The organism is Rhodovulum sp. DZ06 (assembly GCF_050586345.1).
In the GTDB taxonomy this organism is placed as follows: Bacteria; Pseudomonadota; Alphaproteobacteria; order Rhodobacterales; family Rhodobacteraceae; genus JBOCEF01.
This window is the reverse complement of sequence record NZ_JBOCEF010000008.1, coordinates 64,285-83,670: the sequence shown is the minus strand read 5'-3', so window position 1 is coordinate 83,670 and position 19,386 is coordinate 64,285. Positions and strand designations below refer to the sequence as shown.

23 protein-coding genes are annotated in these 19,386 nt (G+C 70.9%); 19 read left to right on the top strand and 4 right to left on the bottom strand.

Annotation, left to right across the window (positions count from 1 at the left end):
• Positions 1-15: 15 nt before the first annotated feature.
• From ACQ5SO_RS05860 to cysE, 19 genes are all read left to right on the top strand, one after another.
• Positions 16-1,197 (top strand): phage portal protein, encoded by a 1,182-nt coding sequence (locus tag ACQ5SO_RS05860; RefSeq protein WP_430940680.1) that lies wholly within the window; start codon positions 16-18, stop codon positions 1,195-1,197.
• 3 nt (positions 1,198-1,200) lie between these two features.
• A complete protein-coding gene (locus tag ACQ5SO_RS05855) occupies positions 1,201-1,461 on the top strand; it encodes a GTA head formation protein, RCAP_rcc01685 family (protein WP_430940645.1) in 261 nt (86 codons plus the stop codon).
• A gap of 13 nt (positions 1,462-1,474) precedes the next feature.
• A complete protein-coding gene (locus tag ACQ5SO_RS05850) occupies positions 1,475-2,080 on the top strand; it encodes an HK97 family phage prohead protease (protein ID WP_430940644.1) in 606 nt (201 codons plus the stop codon).
• Between the two features lie 57 nt (positions 2,081-2,137).
• On the top strand, positions 2,138-3,289 hold the full coding sequence (locus ACQ5SO_RS05845; RefSeq protein WP_430940643.1) for a phage major capsid protein: 1,152 nt from the start codon (positions 2,138-2,140) through the stop codon (positions 3,287-3,289).
• A 112-nt stretch (positions 3,290-3,401) separates the two neighbouring features.
• Positions 3,402-3,695 (top strand): hypothetical protein, encoded by a 294-nt coding sequence (locus ACQ5SO_RS05840; RefSeq protein WP_430940642.1) that lies wholly within the window; start codon positions 3,402-3,404, stop codon positions 3,693-3,695.
• Between the two features lie 11 nt (positions 3,696-3,706).
• A complete protein-coding gene (locus tag ACQ5SO_RS05835) occupies positions 3,707-4,291 on the top strand; it encodes a head-tail connector protein (RefSeq protein ID WP_430940641.1) in 585 nt (194 codons plus the stop codon).
• Positions 4,288-4,647, top strand: coding sequence for a head-tail adaptor protein (locus tag ACQ5SO_RS05830; protein WP_430940640.1), 360 nt, complete (start codon positions 4,288-4,290; stop codon positions 4,645-4,647). The genes ACQ5SO_RS05835 and ACQ5SO_RS05830 overlap by 4 nt, the downstream gene beginning before the upstream one ends.
• Positions 4,644-5,057, top strand: a complete 414-nt coding sequence (locus ACQ5SO_RS05825) for a DUF3168 domain-containing protein (RefSeq protein ID WP_430940639.1) — start codon at positions 4,644-4,646, stop codon at positions 5,055-5,057. The genes ACQ5SO_RS05830 and ACQ5SO_RS05825 overlap by 4 nt, the downstream gene beginning before the upstream one ends.
• A 21-nt stretch (positions 5,058-5,078) precedes the next feature.
• Positions 5,079-5,486, top strand: a complete 408-nt coding sequence (locus ACQ5SO_RS05820) for a phage major tail protein, TP901-1 family (protein ID WP_430940638.1) — start codon at positions 5,079-5,081, stop codon at positions 5,484-5,486.
• Positions 5,487-5,490: 4 nt separating this feature from the next.
• Complete coding sequence (locus tag ACQ5SO_RS05815) at positions 5,491-5,814, top strand: gene transfer agent family protein (RefSeq protein WP_430940637.1); 324 nt, start codon at positions 5,491-5,493, stop codon at positions 5,812-5,814.
• On the top strand, positions 5,811-6,029 hold the full coding sequence (locus tag ACQ5SO_RS05810; RefSeq protein WP_430940636.1) for a rcc01693 family protein: 219 nt from the start codon (positions 5,811-5,813) through the stop codon (positions 6,027-6,029). Before ACQ5SO_RS05815 ends, ACQ5SO_RS05810 begins: the two co-directional genes overlap by 4 nt.
• Entirely contained in the window at positions 6,022-6,687 is a 666-nt protein-coding gene (locus ACQ5SO_RS05805; RefSeq protein WP_430940635.1) for a phage tail tape measure protein, read from the top strand. The genes ACQ5SO_RS05810 and ACQ5SO_RS05805 overlap by 8 nt, the downstream gene beginning before the upstream one ends.
• Before the next feature lie 15 nt (positions 6,688-6,702).
• Positions 6,703-7,329 (top strand): phage distal tail protein, Rcc01695 family, encoded by a 627-nt coding sequence (locus ACQ5SO_RS05800; protein WP_430940634.1) that lies wholly within the window; start codon positions 6,703-6,705, stop codon positions 7,327-7,329.
• Positions 7,326-8,213, top strand: coding sequence for a DUF2163 domain-containing protein (locus ACQ5SO_RS05795; protein ID WP_430940633.1), 888 nt, complete (start codon positions 7,326-7,328; stop codon positions 8,211-8,213). The genes ACQ5SO_RS05800 and ACQ5SO_RS05795 overlap by 4 nt, the downstream gene beginning before the upstream one ends.
• Positions 8,210-8,662 carry an NlpC/P60 family protein gene (locus ACQ5SO_RS05790; protein WP_430940632.1) on the top strand — a complete coding sequence of 151 codons (453 nt, stop codon included), beginning with the start codon at positions 8,210-8,212 and terminating at the stop codon, positions 8,660-8,662. The genes ACQ5SO_RS05795 and ACQ5SO_RS05790 overlap by 4 nt, the downstream gene beginning before the upstream one ends.
• 3 nt (positions 8,663-8,665) lie before the next feature.
• Positions 8,666-12,592: a baseplate multidomain protein megatron gene (locus ACQ5SO_RS05785; RefSeq protein WP_430940631.1), complete on the top strand. Its 3,927-nt coding sequence runs from the start codon at positions 8,666-8,668 to the stop codon at positions 12,590-12,592.
• Positions 12,585-13,292, top strand: a complete 708-nt coding sequence (locus ACQ5SO_RS05780; RefSeq protein ID WP_430940630.1) for a DUF2793 domain-containing protein — start codon at positions 12,585-12,587, stop codon at positions 13,290-13,292. Before ACQ5SO_RS05785 ends, ACQ5SO_RS05780 begins: the two co-directional genes overlap by 8 nt.
• Positions 13,293-13,325: 33 nt before the next feature.
• The gene (locus ACQ5SO_RS05775; protein WP_430940629.1) at positions 13,326-13,562 is read left to right on the top strand and encodes a hypothetical protein; all 237 of its coding nucleotides are present in this window, start codon (positions 13,326-13,328) and stop codon (positions 13,560-13,562) included.
• Positions 13,563-13,770: 208 nt separating this feature from the next.
• Positions 13,771-14,586: a serine O-acetyltransferase gene (cysE, locus tag ACQ5SO_RS05770; RefSeq protein WP_430940628.1), complete on the top strand. Its 816-nt coding sequence runs from the start codon at positions 13,771-13,773 to the stop codon at positions 14,584-14,586.
• An 85-nt stretch (positions 14,587-14,671) separates the two neighbouring features.
• Here the strand turns inward: cysE and ACQ5SO_RS05765 are convergent, their stop codons facing one another.
• The 4 genes from ACQ5SO_RS05765 to pdhA form a co-directional block, all read right to left on the bottom strand.
• A complete protein-coding gene (locus ACQ5SO_RS05765) occupies positions 14,672-15,988 on the bottom strand; it encodes a pyruvate dehydrogenase complex dihydrolipoamide acetyltransferase (RefSeq protein WP_430940627.1) in 1,317 nt (438 codons plus the stop codon).
• A gap of 13 nt (positions 15,989-16,001) precedes the next feature.
• Positions 16,002-17,390 carry a pyruvate dehydrogenase complex E1 component subunit beta gene (locus ACQ5SO_RS05760; protein ID WP_430940626.1) on the bottom strand — a complete coding sequence of 463 codons (1,389 nt, stop codon included), beginning with the start codon at positions 17,388-17,390 and terminating at the stop codon, positions 16,002-16,004.
• Positions 17,391-17,399: 9 nt separating this feature from the next.
• A complete protein-coding gene (locus tag ACQ5SO_RS05755) occupies positions 17,400-18,086 on the bottom strand; it encodes a hypothetical protein (RefSeq protein WP_430940625.1) in 687 nt (228 codons plus the stop codon).
• 168 nt (positions 18,087-18,254) lie between these two features.
• Positions 18,255-19,265: a pyruvate dehydrogenase (acetyl-transferring) E1 component subunit alpha gene (gene pdhA, locus ACQ5SO_RS05750; RefSeq protein WP_430940624.1), complete on the bottom strand. Its 1,011-nt coding sequence runs from the start codon at positions 19,263-19,265 to the stop codon at positions 18,255-18,257.
• Positions 19,266-19,386: the final 121 nt, after the last annotated feature.

Sequence of the window (19,386 nt, the reverse complement as noted above, 5' to 3'; positions counted from 1 at the left end):
GTGTTTCTGAAATGGATGGAGGTCCTGGCGGTGTTCGACTGGTTCAAGAGGGCGGACCGTGAGGTCCCGGAGCGCAAGGCGTCGGCCACGGGGCCGGTGGTGGCTATGAGCACGGGGGTGGGCCGCCCGGCCTGGAGCCCGCGGGACGCGGTGTCGCTGACGAAGAACGGCTTCCTCGGGAACGTGATCGCGTTTCGCTGCGTGCGGATGATCGCCGAGGCGGCGGCCTCGGCCCCGCTGGCGCTGTCGGACGGGGAGCGGGCGCTGCTGCGCCACCCGGTGGAGCGGCTGCTGCGCGCCCCCAACCAGGGGCAGCTGGGGGCGGAGTTCCTGGAGGCGGTCTATGGCCACCTGATGCTGGCCGGGGATGCGTATATCGAGGCCGCGGGCCGGCGCGCGGATGGCGCGCCGCTTGAGCTTCACGCGCTGCGGCCCGACCGGATGCGGGTGGTGCCGGGCGCCGATGGCTGGCCCAGCGCCTACGAGTACAGCGTCGGCGGGCGCAAGGTGCGCTTCGACATGGCGCAGGAGCTGCGGCCCCTGCTGCACCTGCGCAGCTTCCATCCGCTCGACGATCATTACGGGCTGAGCCCGATGCAGGCGGCGGCCTCGGCGTTGGACATCCACAACAGCGCCTCGCGCTGGTCCAAGGCGCTGCTGGACAACGCGGCGCGGCCCTCGGGGGCCATCGTCTATCGCGGCGCCGATGGCGCGACGCTGTCGGACGAGCAGTACCGGCGGCTGATGGACGAGGTGGAGACCAACCACCAGGGCGCGCGCAACGCGGGCCGCCCGATGCTGCTGGAAGGCGGGCTCGACTGGAAGCCGATGGGGTTCAGCCCCTCGGACATGGAGTTCCTGCAGACCAAGACCGCGGCGGCCCGCGACGTGGCCATCGCCTTCGGCGTCCCGCCCATGCTGCTGGGCCTGCCGGGGGATGCGACCTATGCCAATTACGCCGAGGCGAACCGGGCGTTCTGGCGCCAGACGGTGCTGCCGCTGGTGCGCAAGGTGTCGGGCGCGCTGTCGGTGTGGCTGTCGGACTGGTCGGGCGAGCCGCTGGTCCTGGCCCCCGACCTCGACAAGGTTCCGGCGCTGGCCGAGGAGCGGCGGGCGCAGTGGAAGGCGGTCGCGGACGCCGATTTCCTGACCGATGAAGAGAAACGCCGGATGCTGGGCCTTCCGGCGGGAGGGTGAGCGATGCGCAATTCCCTGAGGGGGCGGATCCCCGGGTCGCGGTTCCTGTACGAGCCGTTCGACCCGGCCGAGGCGCGGGTGGAGACGCTCGAGCGCGTCCTGGATGAACGCTGGGCGGCGTTGGAGAAGACCTTCGCCGCGGTGGAGAAGGGCATGGAGCGGCTGGAGCGGCGGCTCTGGCTGGTCGTGTTCGGGATCGCGGGCGCGCTTTCGGCGGAGCTCGCGCAGAAGCTGGCGGGAAGCTTCACGCTTCCGCTGCGGTAAGGAGCTGCAAGCCATGGATGGAATTGCCGAAACCGGCCGCGGGTTCGCGGCCGGGCTGGCCGGGTATGGCCTGGAGACGAAGGACGTGGCCTTCGAACAGGTCGCCACGGTGGCCGATGACGGGCGGATCGAGGGCTATGCGAGCCTGTTCGGGTCGCCCGACCAGTCGGGCGACGTGGTCGAGCGGGGGGCGTTCGCGAAGTCCCTGGACCGCCTGCGCGCGGCGGGGCGGGCGGTGAAGCTGCTGTGGCAGCACGATCCGGCCGAGCCGATGGGCGTGTGGGACATGGTGCGCGAGGACGACCGGGGCCTGAAGGTCCGCGGCCGCCTTCTGACCGAGACCCGCCGGGGCCGCGAGGCGCTGGCGCTTCTGCGCGCGGGGGCGATCGACGGGCTGTCCATCGGCTATCGCGCCATCCGATCCGTGCGCGGCGACCATGGCGGCCGGATCCTGACTGAAATCGATCTTTGGGAGGTGTCGTTGGTCACGTTTCCGATGCTTCCCGAAGCGCGGGCCGCGGCCTGCCGTCCCGGCGACGAGGCCGAGGATGCGCAGGAAGACCTCGGCCGCGTTCTGGCCGACGCCTTGTCCGAGGCGCGCGGCCGTCTGCGCGGCTGAGGCGCGCATCCGTCTTTCCCTGACGATCTGCAATCTTCCAAACTGAGGTGCATGAGCATGACCACCGGGTATGAGGCCAAGTCGGCCGTGAACGGTTTCCTGAACGAGTTCAAGAACTTCCAGGACGAAGTGCTGTCGCGCATGAAGGCGCAGGAATCCCGCGTCGAGGCGCTGGACCGCAAGTCGGCCAATGCCGCCCGTCCGGCGCTGTCCCGCGCCGCCGAGGTGGAGGCCCCCCACCAGAAGGCCATGGCCGCCTACCTGCGCTCGGGCGATGACGACGCCCTGCGCGGGCTCGAGGTCGAGACCAAGGGCCTGAACACCGCCGTCAACGCCGAGGGCGGCTTCCTCGTGGACCCGCAGACCTCCGAGCGCATCAAGTCGGTGCTGGAGAGCGCCGGGTCGATCCGCGCCATCGCCCAGGTGGTGCAGGTCGAGGCCAACAGCTTCGACGTGCTGGTGGACCATGGCGAGCTGGGCTCGGCCTGGTCGACCGAGGCGGCCTCCGTCTCCGAGACCGCCGCGCCGGTGGTGGAGCGCGTGTCGATCGGCCTGCACGAGCTGTCGGCGATGCCCAAGGCCTCGCAGCGCCTGCTCGATGACAGCGCCTTCGACGTCGAGGGCTGGCTGGCGGGCCGCATCGCCGACCGCTTCGCCGCGGCCGAGGCGGACGCCTTCATCAACGGCGACGGCGTGGACAAGCCCAAGGGCTTCCTGAGCTACACCAACGTGCCGGCGGGGACCGAGACCTGGGGCGAGATCGGCTATGTCGCCACCGGCTCGGCCGGCGATTTCTCGGCCGCCGACCCGGCGGACGCGATCGTCGACCTGGTGTACTCGCTCGGCGCCCAGTACCGCTCCAAGGCCTCGTTCGTGATGAACTCCAAGACCGCGGGCGCGGTGCGCAAGATGAAGGACGCGGACGGCCGGTTCCTGTGGACCGACAACATCGCGCAGGGCGAGCCGCCCCGCCTGATGGGCTACCCGGTCCTGATCGCCGAGAAGATGCCCGACATCGCGGGCGACGCCTACGCCATCGCCTTCGGCGATTTCGGCGCCGGCTACACGGTGGCGGAGCGCCCGGACCTGCGGGTGCTGCGCGACCCGTTCTCGGCCAAGCCGCATGTCCTGTTCTACGCCACCAAGCGCGTGGGCGGCGACGTGACCGACTTCTCGGCCATCAAGCTGCTGAAGTTCGCGGTCTCCTGACCCTGGCGGGCCGGGCCGCGCTGATGCGGCCCGGCCGGTTTCCGGCGCGCCGGGGCGGGGGGCGTCCCTCCGTCCGCCCCGGCGCGTCCCCTTTCGGGCCGGGAGGCGCCGGATGAGCACCGAATACCTGATCAAGGCGCCGGGCGAGGACCGCCGCTGCGTGATCGACTGGCCGGGATTGCGGCCGGGCGAGGCGCTGGCGGAATCGCTTGGCTGGACCGTGACGCCCCGGGAGGCGGATGCCGACGCGCTTGTGTTGCGCGAGGCGGAGGCCGGGGACGGGCGGTCGGCCGTCGTGGCCGCGGGCGGGCGCCCGGGGCACGTGTACCACGTCTCTCATCGCGTGCGGACGAGCGAGGGCAGGGCGGTGTCCCGGGCCTTCCTTCTGCGCGTGGTCGAACGCTGAGGAGAGCGCGCATGCTCACGGAACTCGAGGAAGCGCCGGTCGCGCCGGTGGCGGCGGCGGACCTGGCCGCGCATCTGCGGCTGAACACGGGGCTTGCGCCGCTGGACGCCGAGGAGGTGGCGGCGCTGGACGGCTTCGCGCGCGCCGCGGGCGCGGCGGTGGAGGCGTATACGGGCCGGGCGCTGATCCGGCGTCGGTTCAAGTGGACGGTCGAGCGCTGGCGCGACGCGTGCCGCGAGGTGCTGCCCATCGCGCCGGTGGTGCAGGTCAACGCGGTGACCATGGTGGCCGCCGATGGCGGCTGGGAGAGCGTGGACCCGTCGCGCTGGCGGCTGGTGCAGGACACGTTTGCGCCGGCGCTGGCGGGGGCGGGTTCGGGCTGGCTGCCCAGCATCCCCACCGCGGGGGTGGCCGAGGTGGAGGTCCTGGCGGGCCATGCCGATGACGGCGCTGGCCTGCCGCATGACCTGCGCCAGGCGGTGACGCTGCTGGCCGCGCATTACCACGAACAGCGCCACGCCGCGGGCGGGCGCATGGACGAGATTCCGCACGGGGTCGCCGCGCTGCTGATGCGCTGGCGCAAGGTGCGGCTGTGAGCTGGGTGCGCGAGGAGGTCTCGAGCCCGGTCCTCGACCGCAAGCTGGAGCTCCAGGACCTGGCGCTGGCCAGCGACGGCGCCGGCGGCTGGTCCAAGAGCTGGACGACGCTGGGCGCGATCTGGGCCGCGGTCCGGGCGCGCTCGGGGCGGGAGATCGAGCAGGGCGCCCAGGGGCGCTCCCGCGTCTCGCACCGGATCCTGGTGCGCGCGGCGCCGCCCGGGTCGGCCGCGCGGCCGCGCGCCGACCAGCGTTTCAAGGATGGCGGCCGGGTGTTCCTGATCCGCGCGGTGACCGAGGCGGACGCCCGCGGGCGGTACCTGTTGTGCTGGGCGGACGAGGAGGCGGTGCGATGAGCGTTCTGAAGTCCGCCGCCCTGCAGGAGGCGATCTACGCCGCGCTGTCGGGCGACGCGGTCCTGTCGGGCCTGGTCGAGGGCCGGATCTTCGACGAGGCCGTGCATCTCGACGCCCCGGGCGCCGATCCGGGGCCTTACGTGACGCTCGGCGACGAGACGGTGCGCGACTGGTCGGCGATCGGCCTGACGGGCGGGATCCACGAGGCCCAGGTCTCGGTCCACGCGCCGACGGGGGGCTTCGCGTCCGTGAAGGGCATCGCGGCCGAGGTGGAGCGGGTGCTGTCGGCGCCGCTGGCGCCGGCCTCGGGGCGGGTGGTCACGCAGGTCCTGCGCGGGGCGCGGGCCCGGCGCGTGGCCGAGGGCGGCCGGCGGATCGACCTTCGGTTCGAGTTCCGCGTCGAAGCGTAACCTTATTCAGGAGAACGGAAAATGGCGGCTCAAAAGGGCAAGGACCTGCTGTTGAAGGTCGATGATGGCGGCGTGTTCGTGACGGTGGCGGGGCTGCGCGCCAGCCGCGTGTCGTTCAACGCCGAGACGGTGGACGTGACCAATGCGGCGAGCACGTCGCGCTGGCGCGAGCTGCTGGCGGGCGTCGGGGTCAAGGCGGCGTCGCTGTCGGGCTCGGGCGTGTTCCTGGACGGCGCGTCGGACGAGACGATGCGCGCGGCCTTCTTCAACGGCGAGATCCCCACCTTCCAGGCGGTGATCCCCGATTTCGGCGTGGTGGAGGGTCCGTTCCAGATCACGGCGCTGGAATACAGCGGCCAGCATGACGGCGAGGCGGTCTACGAGGTCTCCTTGGCCTCGGCCGGGGCGCTGAGCTTCACGGCGGCCTGATCCGATGGCGAACGCGATGCGCGGGGATGCGCGGATCGTGCTCGGCGGAGAGGCGCGCGGGATGCGCCTGACGCTGGGCGCGCTCGCGGAGCTGGAAGACGCGCTGGGGGCCGAGTGCCTGGCGGACCTCGTGGCCCGGTTCGAGGGCGGCGGGGTGCGGGCGCGCGACCTGGTGCTGCTGATCGGCGCCGGGCTGCGCGGCGCGGGCGCGGAGATCTCGGACGACGAGCTGGCGGGCATGGAGGTCGGCGGCGGGGCGGCGGGCGCGGCGCGGGCCGCGGCGGTGCTTCTGTCGCGGACCTTCGCGCCGCTCGGAGACGGCGAATGAAGGGCCGGATCGACTGGCCGGGGCTGATGCGGGTGGGGTTCGGCGCGCTGCGCCTGACGCCCGAGGCCTTCTGGTCGATGACCCCGCGCGAGTTCGAGGCCGCCTGCACGGGGCTGGGCTTCGGCGCAGGGCGGGCGGCGATGACGCGCGCGGGGCTGGACGCCCTGCGCGCGAAATATCCCGACGAACCGGTCAGGAGACGGGACGATGGCTGATCTGGACGATTTTCTGGGCGGCGAGGCGCTGAGCCTCGGGTCGCTGTCGCGCGATGCGCAGGGGCTGTCGGACGCGTTCGCGGCCGAGCTGTCGGAGGTGCGCGAGGAAATGAAGCGCACCAGCGCCGAGGCCGACAGGCTGTCGAGCTCGATCAGCGGCTCGCTGCGGCGGGCGCTGGACGGGCTGGTGTTCGGGGGCAAGCGCGCCTCCGAGACGCTGCGCGGCCTCGGGCGGGACCTGTCGAACAACGTGCTGAACGCCGCCCTGGGGCCGATCCAGAAGGCGGTCGGCTCGGGGATCAGCGGGCTGGTCAGCTCGGGCGTCGGCAGCGTGCTGGGGGGGCTGAACCTCTTCGCCGACGGCGCGGCCTTCTCGGCCGGGCGGGTGCGGGCCTTCGCGGGGGGCGGCGTGGTCGAGGGACCGACGCTGTTCCCGATGCGGGGCGGCACGGGGCTGATGGGCGAGGCGGGGCCGGAGGCGATCCTGCCGCTGACCCGCGGCCCGGACGGGCGGCTGGGCGTCGCCTCGGCCGGGGGCGGGGGCACGCATGTCACCGTCAACGTGCACACGCGCGACGCGCAGAGCTTCCTGAAATCGCGCGGGCAGGTGGCGGCGGCGATTTCGCGCGCGGCCAATGCCGGCACGCGCCAGCTGTGATGAGAGGAGAGCGGGATGGGCTTTCATGACGTTCGCTTCCCGACCCGGCTGTCGCGCGGGTCCTCGGGCGGGCCGGAGCGGCGCACGGAGATCGTGACGCTGGCCAACGGGTTCGAGGCGCGCAACGCGGCCTGGGAACATGCGCGCCGGCGCTATGACGCGGGGGTGGGGATCAGTTCGGGCGACGACCTGATGGAGATCCTGGCCTTTTTCGAGGCCCGCCGCGGGCGGCTGCACGGGTTTCGCTGGAAGGACTGGCTGGACTGCAAGTCCTGCCTTCCGAGCCAGGAGATCTCGCCCATCGACCAGGAGCTGGGCCAGGGCGACGGGTCGACCACCAGATTCGCGCTGCGCAAGGCCTATGCCAGCGGCGGTCACACCTATTTCCGCCCGATCCAGAAGGCGGTGATCGGCACGGTGCGGGTGGCGGTGGACGGCGCCGAGCAGTCCTTCGGCACGGGCTACACCTTCGACGGCGAGTTCGTGGAGCTGGCCTCGGCCCCCGGCGCGGGCGCCTCGGTGACGGCGGGGTTCGAGTTCGACGTGCCGGTGCGTTTCGCCGAGGACGCGATCGACGTGTCGCTGACGGCGATGGAGGCGGGCGAGATCCCCTCGATCCCCGTCGTGGAGGTGCGGCTGTGACCCGGAACATCGACGACGACATCCTTGCCGCGCTGGCCGAGGGCTGCGCGACGCTGGCGCGGTGCTGGCTGCTGGAGCGGCGGGACGGCGTGCGCCTGGGGTTCACCGACCATGACGGCGCGCTGGAGTTCGACGGCGTGACGTTCGAGCCCGAATCCGGGTTCGCGCGCACGGCGCTGGAGCAGGGCCTGGGCCTCTCGGTCGACAACATGGAGGCCGCGGGCGCGCTGCGCTCGGAGGCCGTGACCGAGGCGGACCTGGAGCGCGGCCTCTATGACGGGGCGGTGATCCGGCAGTGGGTCGTGGACTGGACCGACCCCGAGAACCGCACGCTGGTCTTCGCGGGCTCGGTCGGCGAGGTGCGGCGCGGGCTGCTCGGGTTCGAGGTGGAGATCCTCGGGCTGTCGGAGGCGCTGAACCGCCCGGCGGGCCGGGTCTACATGCGCAGCTGCGACGCGGCGCTCGGGGACGGGCGCTGCGGCGTGGCGCTGACCGGCGCCTTCGCCGCGTCGGGCGCGGTGACGCGCGTGATCGACGACCGCAGCTTCGAGGTTTCGGGGCTGGGCCAGGAGGCCGGGTGGTTCTCGCTCGGCCGCGTGGCCTGGACCTCCGGCGGCAATGCCGGGGAGACGATGCGGGTGCAGGTGCACGCGATCCGCGGCGGCGTCCACGTGGTGACGCTGTGGACGGCGCCGCCGGGCGCGGTGGAGGTCGGGGATGCGTTCGACATCGCCGCGGGCTGCGACAAGAGCGCGGCGACCTGCCGGGGGAAGTTCGACAACATCCTGAACTTCCGCGGCTTCCCGCATCTTCCGGGCGAGGACTGGATGACGGACTACCCGACCTCGGACGAGGATCACGACGGGGGCTCGTTGTTCCGATGACCGGGGCTGACGACGCGATGGCGGCCCGGATCGTGGCCGCGGCGCGCGGCTGGCTCGGCACCCCTTACCAGCACCAGGCGAGCGCGAAGGGCGCCGGGGCGGACTGCCTCGGCCTCGTGCGCGGGGTCTGGCGCGAGCTGCGCGGGACCGAGCCGGAGACGCCGCCGCCCTACACCCCGGACTGGTCCGAGGCGTCGGGGCGCGAGGTGCTGTTCGAGGCGGCCGCGCGCCACCTGGCGCGGGTTCCGATCCCCGAGGCGCGGCCCGGCGACGTGCTGCTGTTCCGCATGCGCCGGACGGGTCCGGCCAAGCATCTGGGCATCCTGAGCGCCGTCGGCGCCGGGGAGCCGCGGATGATCCATGCCTATAGCGGGCGCGGCGTGGTCGAGAACTCGCTGGGCCCGTCCTGGCGGCGCCGCGTGGCGGCCGCGTTCCGATTTCCGAGGTGAGTTATGGCGACAGTGGTTCTTGCAGCGGCGGGCGCGTCGATCGGCGGCGCGGCCGGGGGCGCGTTCCTCGGGGTCAGCGCGGCGGCGATCGGGCAGGCGGCGGGCGCCATCGTCGGCGGCCTGATCGACCAGGCGGTGTTCGGCTCCGGCCAGCGGGCCGTGGTGCGCGGCAAGGCGCATGGCCTGCGCGTCCAGGGCGCCGAGGAAGGCGCGCCGGTGGCCCAGTGCTGGGGCCGGATGCGCTTCGCGGGCCACGTGATCTGGTCGACGCGCTTCCTTGAGAACGCGACCGGGTCGGGCGGGGGCAAGGGCTCCGGCCCGTCGGTCACGACCTATTCCTACACCATCGGTTTCGCCGTCGCGCTGTGCGAGGGCAGGATCGACGGCATCGGCCGGGTCTGGGCCGACGGCAAGCCGCTGGACCTGGAGAAGGTGAGCTGGCGGCTGCATCGCGGGACCGAGGACCAGGGGCCCGATCCGCTGATCGAGGCGACCGAGGGCTGGGCCCCGGCCTATCGCGGCACGGCCTATATCGTGTTCGAGGATTTCCCGGCGAGCAAGTACGGCAACCGCGTGCCCCAGATCACCGTCGAGGTGATCCGCACGCCCGAGGCGCCGGAGGATGCGGGCGTGCCGGAGGCGGGCCTCGCGCCCGAGCAGATCATCCAGGGCGTCGCTCTGTCCCCGGGCTCGGGGGAGTTCTCGCTCTCGACGCAGCCGGTGCGGGTGATCGAGGAGGAAGGCCGGTCGCGCACGCTCAACGCCAACGCGGTGACGGGCAAGGCGGACCTGCTGGTCTCGCTCGACCAGTTGCAGGAGGAGCTTCCGGAGGCGAAAGCCGTGTCGCTCGTCGTCAGCTGGTTCGGCGACGACCTGCGCTGCGGCGAATGCCTTGTGCGCCCGGGCGTGGAGTACAACGAGAAGGTCACCGCGCCCGAGACCTGGACGGTCGCGGGGCAGATCCGCGCGACCGCCTACCAGGTGAGCCGGGACGCCGAGGGCGGGCCGGTCTACGGGGGGACTCCGTCCGACCAGTCCGTCATCGACGCGATCCGCGAGATGCAGGACCGCGGGATGCGGGTGATGTTCTATCCGTTCCTGCTGATGGACATCCCGGCGGGCAACGGCCTGCCCGATCCCTGGGGCTGGGGCGCCGAGCAGGCGGCCTTTCCCTGGCGCGGGCGGATCACCACCAGCCTTGCGCCCGGTCAGCCCGGCTCGCCCGACCAGACGGCGGCGGCGGCGGCCGAGGTGGCGTCCTTCTTCGGGACCGCGCAGCCGACGGACTTCTCGCTCGTCGGCGACCAGGTGCATTACAGCGGCCCGGCGGAGTGGACGCTGCGCCGGATGGTCCTGCACTACGCCTGGCTGTGCAAGGCGGCGGGCGGCGTGCACGCGTTCTGCATCGGCTCGGAGATGCGCAGCCTGACGCAGGTGCGCGACGGGCGTGTCAGCTACCCGGCCGTGCAGGCCTTCAGGCAGCTTGCGCAGGACGTGCGCGCGGTGCTTGGGGACGACGTGAACCTCGGCTATGCGGCGGACTGGTCGGAGTATTTCGGCCACCAGCCGCAGGACGGCACGGGCGACCGGATCTTCCATCTCGACCCGCTCTGGGCCGACGCGGCGATCGACTTCGTGGGCATCGACTACTACGCCCCGCTGACCGACTGGCGCGAGGGGTACGAGCATCTCGACGCGCAGGAGACGAGCTCGATCTACGACCTCGACTACCTCGCGTCCCGCTTCGCGGCGGGCGAGGGGTATGACTGGTACTACGCCTCGGACGCGGACCGTGCGGCGCAGATCCGCACGCCGATCCGGGACGGGTTGATCGGCGAGGACTGGATCTGGCGCAACAAGGACATCCGCAACTGGTGGAAACGCTATCACCACGACCGGATCGACGGCGTGCGCCAGTCTGCGCCGAGCGCGTGGCGGCCCGAGAGCAAGCCCGTGTGGCTGACCGAGATCGGCTGCGGCGCGGTGGACAAGGGCACGAACCAGCCGAACGTGTTCGTGGACTCGAAATCCTCGGAATCGGGCCTGCCGCATTTCTCGGACGGTCAGCGCGACGACCTGATCCAGCGGCGGATGCTGCAGGCGGCGTGGAAGCACTGGTCCGACGCGGCCAACAACCCGGTGTCGGCGGTCTACAACCGGCCGATGCTGGACCTGTCCAACACCTATGTCTGGACCTGGGACGCCCGTCCCTGGCCGGCCTGGCCGAACCGGGCGGATGTCTGGTCGGACGCGTCGGCGCACGAGACGGGCCACTGGATCACGGGCCGGGTGAGCGCGGCCTCGCTGGCGGCGGTCGTGGCGGAGATCTGCGCGGATGCAGGCCTGACGCAGATCGACGTCTCGGGGCTCGAGGGCGTGGTCGCGGGCTTCGCGGACGCGCAGGTGCGCACCCCGCGCGAGAACCTGCAGGCGCTGATGCTGGCCTATGGGTTCGACGCGGTGGAGAGCGGCGGCAAGCTGGTGTTCCGGATGCGCGGCCGCGCGCCGGTGGCGGAGATCTCTCGCGACGAGATGGTCGAGGCGCCGGACGGGCGGGTGCTGGAGCTGACCCGGCTGCCGGAGGCGATGGCGCCCGAACGGGTGCGCATCGGCTTCGTGCGGGCCGAGGCCTCGTACCAGGCGGGCGTCGAGGAGGCGCTCTCGGACGACGAGGACGCGCTTGGCGTGAAGGGGGCGGAGCTGACGCTCGCGCTCACCCGCGGGCAGGCGCGCGCCATCGCCGAGCGCTGGCTGCGCGAGGCGGTCGCGGCGCGGGACAAGGCGCAGTTCGCGCTCGGTCCCGGTCACCTGGCGCTGGAGCCGGGCGACGTGGTCTCGCTTCCCGATGCGGGGGGCGGCACGTATCGCATCGACCGGATCACCGATGGCGAGGCGCGCGAGATCGAGGCGACGCGGGTCGACGGCTCGCTCTACCTTCTGCGCACGCTTCCGGGCGAGGACGAGGCGCCGGCTGCGGGTGCGGGCGGCGATGGCGGACCGCCGGCGTTCCGGCTGATCGACGCGCCGTGGGACCGCTTCGGCGGCAGCGACAATGCGCTGTTCGCGGCGGTCTGGGCCGATCCCTGGCCGGGATCGGTGCAGATCTTCAGCTCGGATCGCGACGACGGCTACCTGCGCAAGGCCACGGTGGACACGCCCAGCGTGGTCGCCCGGCTGCTGGATGACCTGCCCGCGGGCGATCCGTGGCTGTTCACCCGGCACGCGCCGGTGCGGGTCGAGATGCTGTCGGGCACGCTTCAATCCGCCGACCGGCTGGCGCTGGCGAGCGGGGCGAACCTCTGTGCGCTCAGCACGCCGGACGGCCAATGGGAGCTGCTGCAGTTCCAGCAGGCCGACCTGCAGCCGGACGGGACCTACCTGCTCTCGCGCTTCCTGCGCGGGATCGCGGGGACCGAGGTGCTGATCGGGGATCCGGCCCCGGCCGGCTCGACGCTGGTGCTGCTGGACGACCGGGTCGTGCAGATCGAGCAGACCGAGGGCAGCGCGGGGCTCGAGCGTCACTATCGCTTCGCGCCCACGGGCGTGGATTTCACCGATCCGTCGGTGGCCTACACCACCTTCACCTGGAACGCGACGGCGCTTCGGCCCTTCGCGCCCAGCGCGGTGGAGGCGGTGATCGAGCCCTCCGGCGACGTTTCGGTGCGCTGGACGCGGCGGTCGCGCAAGGACATCGACACGTTCTTCGCGGCCTACACGCCGCTGTCGGAGGCGTTCGAGAGGTACCGGGTGCGGGTGCTGGATTCCGGCGGCGCGGTGGTGCGGCAGGCGGAGACGAGCGTTCCGTCCTGGACCTACGCCTTCGCGGACCGGTCCGCAGACAATATCAGCGGCGCCGTGACCATCGCGGTGGCGCAGATTTCCGAGGCCTTCGGGCCGGGTTCCGAAGGAAAGGTGACGTACAGTGACTGATGTGACCCCCGTTCTCTCCCTTCCGTTCCTGGCGGAAGGCCAGGCCAACAAGCACGTCCCGGTGAACACCTCGCTCCGGCGGCTGGACGCGCTGTTCATGCTCTCGGCCAAGAGCCGGGCGCTGACCGTGGCCCCCACGAGCCCGTCGGAGGGCGACCGCTGGATCGTCCCCGCGGGGGCTACCGGGTCGGACTGGGACCTTCATCCCGGCGAGATCGCGGTGTTCGTCAACAATGGGTGGGACTTCGTGGTCCCGCTCGTCGGTTGGCGCATCTGGGTCGAGGATGAGAGCATCGAGCTGGTCTATTACAGCGGCGCCTGGAACGAGCTGATCGTCACGCAGCCGGCGATGACCGGCATCGTGCAGGTGCTCGATTTCACCCATGCGCCGACCGGGGCGGTGAGCGACACGGTGGGGCTGATCCCCGCCGACGCGGTGGTGTTCGGGGTGACGGCGCGGGTGACCGCGGCGATCACCGGGCCGACGGCCTGGACCCTGGGCGTTCCGGGGGCCGAGAGCCGCTTCGGGACCGGGCATGGCGTCGCGCTGAACGCGGTCGTGAACGGGCCGACCACGGCGCCGCTGGCCCACACCACGCCGCAGCCGCTGCGCCTGACCGCGGAGGGGGATCCGTTCTCGGGCGGGCAGGTGGCCTTCAAGGTCCATTACATGAAACTTGATGTGCCCGACCCGGTCTGAGGCCGGGTCCGGCACGCCGCAAAGGAGGGTCGCATGACCGAAACCATCCTGATCGACGGGCAGAACCTGTCCGTCATCCTCGAGAAAGCGTTCACCGTGGCGACCGCCATCGTGACCGTCGCCTCCGTCATCGCCGCGTTCACGCCGACGCCGCGGGACGACACCTTCATCGGCAAGCTCTATCGGCTGATCGAGCTGCTGGCGGTGAATGTCGGCCGGGCGAAGGAGACGCCGCCCAACCGCGCCGGGGGGCGGTTCACGTTTTCCTGAGCGCCGGGCGGGGGCGATGCGTCGCCCGCCGGGCCGGAAAACCACGCGTCGCGGGGGCCCTGGCGCCCCCGCGACGTCGGCATGTGCGCGACATCGCCTGCATTTATACGATCGTTCACGAGGGTGAAGGTTGATTTCGCCACGAAAAAGTCGATGTTCGGCTCAGGTCGCCCATCTGCGGCGGCCGTGCGAGCGGAGGCGCCGAGCGATGACCGTTGCGAAGCTTACGATGCAGGACAAGGCCGCGATGGCTGAAATCGACCCCGTCTGGTCGCGGATGCGCTCCGAGGCGGCCGAGATCGTCGAAAACGAGCCGCTTCTGGGCAGCCTGGTGCATGCGGTCGTGCTGCACCATGACACGCTCGAGGACGCGCTGAGCTATCGCGTGTCGCAGAAGCTCGCCTCGCCGGACATGCCGGCGCTGATCCTGCGGGACCTGGCGAAAGAGGTGCTGTCGGCGGATGCGGGCATCCGGCAGGCGGCGCGGGCGGACATCGTGGCGGTCTATGACCGCGACCCGGCCTGCCATCGCTACGTGCAGCCGCTGCTGTTCTTCAAGGGCTACCTGGCGATCCAGTCCTATCGCATCGCCCACCACCTGTGGGTCAGCGGGCAGACGGACATGGCTTATTACATCCAGATGCGCACCTCGGAAGCGTTCGGGGTGGACATCCACCCGGGCGCGACCATCGGCAAGGGCGTGATGATCGACCACGCCCATTCCATCGTGATCGGCGAGACGGCGCGCGTGGGCGACAACGTCTCGATGCTGCACTCGGTGACGCTGGGCGGCACGGGCAAGGAGGATGGCGACCGCCATCCGAAGATCGAGGACGGCGTGCTGATCGGCGCCGGCGCCGCGGTGCTGGGCAACATCACCGTCGGGCGCTGCAGCCGCGTCGCCTCCGGCTCGGTGGTTCTGAAAAGCGTGCCGCCGTGCAAGACCGTGGCCGGGGTTCCGGCGCAGATCGTCGGCGACGCGGGCTGCTCGCAGCCGTCGCAGAGCATGAACCAGACCGTCTGACCGCCGCCCCTCGGGGCGAGGCGGCATGAAAAAGGCCCCCGGAGCGATGCTCCGGGGGCCTTTTCGCGTTCTGGGGCGTGCCCGATCAGGCGAGCATGGCCAGCGGATCCTCGAGGTTCGTCTTCACGGCGTCGAGGAACTGCGCGCCCAGCGCGCCGTCGATCACCCGGTGGTCGACCGAGAGGGTGACGGACATCATCGTCGCGACCTCGACCTGGCCTTCCGCGTTCACCACCGGCTTCTTCACGCCCGCGCCGACCGCGAGGATCGAGGCGTGCGGCGGGTTGATCACCGCGTCGAAGTTCTCGATCCCGAACATGCCGAGGTTCGAGATCGCGAAGGAGCCGCCCTGGTATTCATGCGGCGCCAGCTTGCGGTCGCGGGCGCGGCCCGCCAGGTCCTTCATCTCGGCCGAGAGGGCCGAGAGCGACTTGCCGTCGGCATTGCGCAGCACCGGGGTGAAGAGGCCCCCCTCGATGGCCACGGCCACGGCGACGTCCGAGCCCTTGAACTTCAGCACCCGGTCCCCGGCCCAGGCCGCGTTGCAGTCCGGGAACTGCTGCAGCGCCAGGGCGCAGGCCTTGATGATGAAGTCGTTGACCGAGAGCTTCACGCCCCGACCCGCCAGCGTCTTGTTGAGATCGGCGCGGAACGCCATCAGCGCGTCCAGCTTGATCTCCCGCCGCAGGTAGAAATGCGGGATGGTCTGCTTGGCCTCGGTCAGGCGCGCGGCGATGGTCTTGCGCATCCCGTCGAGCTTGACCTCCTCGTAGTCCACACCGTCGTAGATCTTCTTGACGGCGTCGGCGGACATGCCCGAGGCGGGGGCGGCGGCGGGCGCCGAAGCGGCTTTCGGCGCCTCGGCGGCGGCGGGGGCCGCTTTCGGGGCGGCGGTCGCGTTCTCGACATCCGCCTTCACGATGCGCCCGCGGGGGCCGGAGCCCTTGATGGACGCAAGGTCGAGCCCCTTGTCCGCCGCGATGCGCCGCGCCAGCGGCGAGGCGAAGACGCGGGAGCCGTCGGCCGCGGCGGGCGCCGCCGGGGCCGGGGAGGCCGCCGCCGGGGCAGGGGCCTCGGCCGGCTTCTCCTCCTTCGCGGCGGGCGCGGCGGCGGGCGCGGCCGCGCCGCCCCCGAGCCCCTCGGCCGCCGAGGCGTCCTCGCCTTCCTCGAGCAGGATCGCGATGGGGGTGTTCACTTTCACCCCCTCGGCGCCCTCCTCGATCAGGATCTTGCCGATCACGCCCTCGTCGATGGCCTCGAACTCCATCGTGGCCTTGTCGGTCTCGATCTCGCAGATCACGTCACCGGAGGAGACGCTGTCCCCTTCCTTGACGTTCCATTTCGCGAGCGTGCCCTCCTCCATGGTCGGAGAGAGCGCCGGCATCAGGATTTCAGTCGCCATTGTCTCCCCTCCCTCAGCGGTAGCAGACGGATTTCGCGGCCTCGATCACCTCTTTCGTGGTGACCAGCGCCAGCTTTTCCAGATTCGCGGCATAGGGCATCGGCACGTCCTTGCCGGTGCAGTTGATGACCGGGGCGTCGAGATAGTCGAACGCCTCCTGCATCAGGACCGCGGAGATGTGGTTGCCGATGGAGCAGACCGGGAAGCCTTCCTCGATCGTCACGCAGCGGTTGGTCTTCATGACCGAGTTGATCACCGCGCCGGTGTCCATGGGCCGGATCGAGCGCAGGTCGATGACCTCGGCCGAGATCCCCTCGGCGGCCAGCGCCTCGGCGGCTTCGAGCGTGTAGGTCATGCCGATGCCGAAGGACACCAGCGTCACGTCCGTCCCCTCGCGCCAGATCCGGGCCTTGCCCAGCGGCACGGTGTAGTCGATGTCGGGAACCTCCATGGACTTGCCGTAGAGGATCTCGTTCTCGAGGAAAACGACCGGGTTCGGGTCGCGGATCGCGGATTTCAGCAGGCCCTTGGCGTCGGCGGCCGAATAGGGCTGCACCACCTTCAGGCCGGGGATCTGCGCGTACCAGGCGGCGTAGTCCTGGGAGTGCTGCGCGCCCACGCGGGCGGCGGCGCCGTTGGGGCCGCGGAACACGATCGGGCAGCCCATCTGGCCGCCGGACATGTACAGCGTCTTGGCCGCCGAGTTGATGATGTGGTCCATCGCCTGCATGGCGAAGTTGAAGGTCATGAACTCCACGATCGGGCGCAGGCCGGTGAAGGCGGCGCCGCAGGCGAGGCCGGCGAAGCCGTACTCGGTGATCGGGGTGTCGATGACCCGCTTGGGCCCGAATTCATCCAGCAGCCCCTGGGAGACCTTGTAGGCGCCCTGGTACTCGGCCACTTCCTCGCCCATCAGGTAGACGTCGCCGTCGGCGCGCATCTCCTCGGCCATCGCGTCGCGCAGCGCCTCGCGGACCGTCTGGGTCTTCATCGGCGCGTTCGCGTCCCAGTCGGGCTCGGGCGCCTTGAAGGCGGGCTCGGCCACCGGGGCGGCGGGGATGGTCGCCGCGGGCTTGTCGGCGTGCTCGGCCTCGTCCGAACCGCCCTCGGCCGGGGCGGCGTCGCCGCCGCCGACATTGTCGGCCGCCGAGGCGTCCTCGCCTTCCTCGAGCAGGACGGCGATGGGGGTGTTCACCTTCACCCCCTCGGTCCCTTCCGCGATCAGGATCTTGCCGATCACGCCCTCGTCGATGGCCTCGAACTCCATCGTGGCCTTGTCGGTCTCGATCTCGCAGATCACGTCGCCGGAGGAGACTTCATCCCCTTCCTTGACGTTCCATTTCGCGAGAGTCCCCTCCTCCATGGTCGGAGACAGGGCGGGCATCAGGATTTCAGTCGCCATGCCGTATCCTCAGTTCACGTGCGCTGAGACGAGATCGCCGTAAAGGCGCAGGTCGTCCGCGTAGAATTCATCGACGAACGCCTCGACCGCGGGGCCAAGGGCCTCTTCCGCGGCCGGTCCGGCGTCCGGGCTCTTGCTTACGATCGGCAGGGCCGCGCTCTTGACCCGGTGATAGAGCCCGGCGGGAAGCGTGTTCCGCGCCAGGTCGTTCACCTTGTAGAGCGGGCCGGCCAGGCCCTTGAACCGCAGGGGCACCCGCTGGTTCCGGCGCCGCGCCGGGTCGAGGTCCTGTCCGATCATCCCGCTGAGCTCCGCGTAGAGCCGGGCGATCCGCTGCAGCGGCACGATCTCGTCCACGACGCGTTCGCCGTCGAGGACGATGTAATCGCTCTGCCGCTGGAAGTGGATCAGCTCGGCCGGAAGCATCCGGTCCGCCCCGCGAAGCTTCGCGATGACGGCCTCGGCGTTCTGCGCGACCTCGGCCTCGCTCGCCTCGTCCAGCCGCTTGTGAAGGTAGACCTTCGCATGCTGGTTGAGGGACGAGCGGAACCGGGCCCGCGGCTCCCGCACCACGGCGAATTTCCGCTTGCCCTGGAGCCGCGCCCAGGCCTCGGGGAAATGCTCGCGCAGCGCGAACAGGGGCACATGCGTCAGGTCCACCCGGCCAAGGACCGGGTGATCGCCGTACATCTGCATCTCGAAGTCCGCGTGGGGGCTCAGCTGCGCGCGGACCGACGTGCCCGCGCACTTTGGGATGTGTATGAAAGCGAATCCGTATCTGTCGGATATCAGCATCGGACGTTTCCTCGTCGGACGGCGTTGGAACGGGCCGGCTTCGCCCCGGTCAGGGGGAAGCGGGCGCCGTCACCCCGCCGTCTGCGGCGTCGTTTCGGCGTAAATGTCCGTCCACAGCTCGGAGACGTCGGGCTCCGGGCTCTCCTGGGCGAACTTCGCGCTCTCCTGGACGACGGCGCGGATCTCCTTGTCGATCCCCTTGAGCTCTTCCTCGTCCACGTGGCCGCCCATCATCAGCAGCTCGCGCACGTGCTCGATCGGATCGCGGGTCTCCCGCACTTCCTTCACCTCTTCGCGGGTCCGGTACTTGGCCGGGTCGGACATCGAGTGCCCGCGATAGCGGTAGGTGTTCATCTCGAGGCAGTAGGGGCCCTTGCCGGCGCGGCAATGCTCCACCGCCTTCATGGTCGCGTCGCGCACGGCGAGCACGTCCATCCCGTCCACCGCCTCGGCGGGGATGCCGAAGCTTTCGGCGCGGGTGTAGAGGGCGGGGGTCGAGGACGCGCGCTTGAGCGAGGTGCCCATGGCGTACTGGTTGTTCTCGATGATGAAGATGCAGGGCAGCTTCCACAGCTGCGCCATGTTCATCGCCTCGTAGATCTGGCCCTGGTTCGCCGCGCCGTCGCCGTAATAGGCGAAGGACACGTTGTCGTTGCCGCGATACCAGTTGGCGAAGGCGAGGCCGGCGCCGATCGGCACCTGGGCGCCCACGATGCCGTGGCCGCCGTAGAATTCCTTCTCCTTGGAGAACATGTGCATCGAGCCGCCCTTGCCGCGGGAGTATCCCCCCTCGCGGCCCGTCAGCTCGGCCATCACCCCGTTCGGATCCATGCCGCAGGCGAGCATGTGCCCGTGGTCGCGGTAGGAGGTGACGCGCTGGTCGCCTTCCTTGGCGGCGGCTTCGACGCCGACCACGACCGCTTCCTGGCCGATATAGAGGTGACAGAAGCCGCCGATCAGGCCCATGCCGTAGAGCTGGCCCGCCTTTTCCTCGAAGCGGCGGATCAGGAGCATGTCCTTGTAATAGGCGAGCAGCTCCTCTTTGGATGCGTTGGGCTTCTTGCGTCGTGTCGCGGCCATCTGGCTCCTCCTCGCTTCCGATCTCGCGTCGGGTCTGGAACGAGAAGAAAGGTAGCGGGGGTGCGCGCCGAAAGCCCGTAAAATCAGCGCAACGGCGTTGCCCGTTTGCATCGCACCATGA

Bases quoted from the DNA above. Each gene is read 5' to 3' on its own strand.
- ACQ5SO_RS05855 (WP_430940645.1), top strand. From the start codon at position 1,201: ATGCGCAATTCCCTGAGGGGGCGGATCCCCGGGTCGCGGTTCCTGTAC.
- pdhA (WP_430940624.1), bottom strand. From the start codon at position 19,265: ATGGCCGCGACACGACGCAAGAAGCCCAACGCATCCAAAGAGGAGCTG.
- ACQ5SO_RS05805 (WP_430940635.1), top strand. From the start codon at position 6,022: ATGGCTGATCTGGACGATTTTCTGGGCGGCGAGGCGCTGAGCCTCGGG.
- ACQ5SO_RS05840 (WP_430940642.1), top strand. From the start codon at position 3,402: ATGAGCACCGAATACCTGATCAAGGCGCCGGGCGAGGACCGCCGCTGC.
- ACQ5SO_RS05845 (WP_430940643.1), top strand. From the start codon at position 2,138: ATGACCACCGGGTATGAGGCCAAGTCGGCCGTGAACGGTTTCCTGAAC.
- ACQ5SO_RS05755 (WP_430940625.1), bottom strand. From the start codon at position 18,086: ATGCAGATGTACGGCGATCACCCGGTCCTTGGCCGGGTGGACCTGACG.
- ACQ5SO_RS05835 (WP_430940641.1), top strand. From the start codon at position 3,707: ATGCTCACGGAACTCGAGGAAGCGCCGGTCGCGCCGGTGGCGGCGGCG.
- ACQ5SO_RS05800 (WP_430940634.1), top strand. From the start codon at position 6,703: ATGGGCTTTCATGACGTTCGCTTCCCGACCCGGCTGTCGCGCGGGTCC.
- ACQ5SO_RS05810 (WP_430940636.1), top strand. From the start codon at position 5,811: ATGAAGGGCCGGATCGACTGGCCGGGGCTGATGCGGGTGGGGTTCGGC.
- ACQ5SO_RS05790 (WP_430940632.1), top strand. From the start codon at position 8,210: ATGACCGGGGCTGACGACGCGATGGCGGCCCGGATCGTGGCCGCGGCG.
- ACQ5SO_RS05785 (WP_430940631.1), top strand. From the start codon at position 8,666: ATGGCGACAGTGGTTCTTGCAGCGGCGGGCGCGTCGATCGGCGGCGCG.
- cysE (WP_430940628.1), top strand. From the start codon at position 13,771: ATGACCGTTGCGAAGCTTACGATGCAGGACAAGGCCGCGATGGCTGAA.
- ACQ5SO_RS05850 (WP_430940644.1), top strand. From the start codon at position 1,475: ATGGATGGAATTGCCGAAACCGGCCGCGGGTTCGCGGCCGGGCTGGCC.
- ACQ5SO_RS05825 (WP_430940639.1), top strand. From the start codon at position 4,644: ATGAGCGTTCTGAAGTCCGCCGCCCTGCAGGAGGCGATCTACGCCGCG.
- ACQ5SO_RS05760 (WP_430940626.1), bottom strand. From the start codon at position 17,390: ATGGCGACTGAAATCCTGATGCCCGCCCTGTCTCCGACCATGGAGGAG.
- ACQ5SO_RS05815 (WP_430940637.1), top strand. From the start codon at position 5,491: ATGGCGAACGCGATGCGCGGGGATGCGCGGATCGTGCTCGGCGGAGAG.
- ACQ5SO_RS05860 (WP_430940680.1), top strand. From the start codon at position 16: ATGGAGGTCCTGGCGGTGTTCGACTGGTTCAAGAGGGCGGACCGTGAG.
- ACQ5SO_RS05820 (WP_430940638.1), top strand. From the start codon at position 5,079: ATGGCGGCTCAAAAGGGCAAGGACCTGCTGTTGAAGGTCGATGATGGC.
- ACQ5SO_RS05775 (WP_430940629.1), top strand. From the start codon at position 13,326: ATGACCGAAACCATCCTGATCGACGGGCAGAACCTGTCCGTCATCCTC.
- ACQ5SO_RS05765 (WP_430940627.1), bottom strand. From the start codon at position 15,988: ATGGCGACTGAAATCCTGATGCCGGCGCTCTCTCCGACCATGGAGGAG.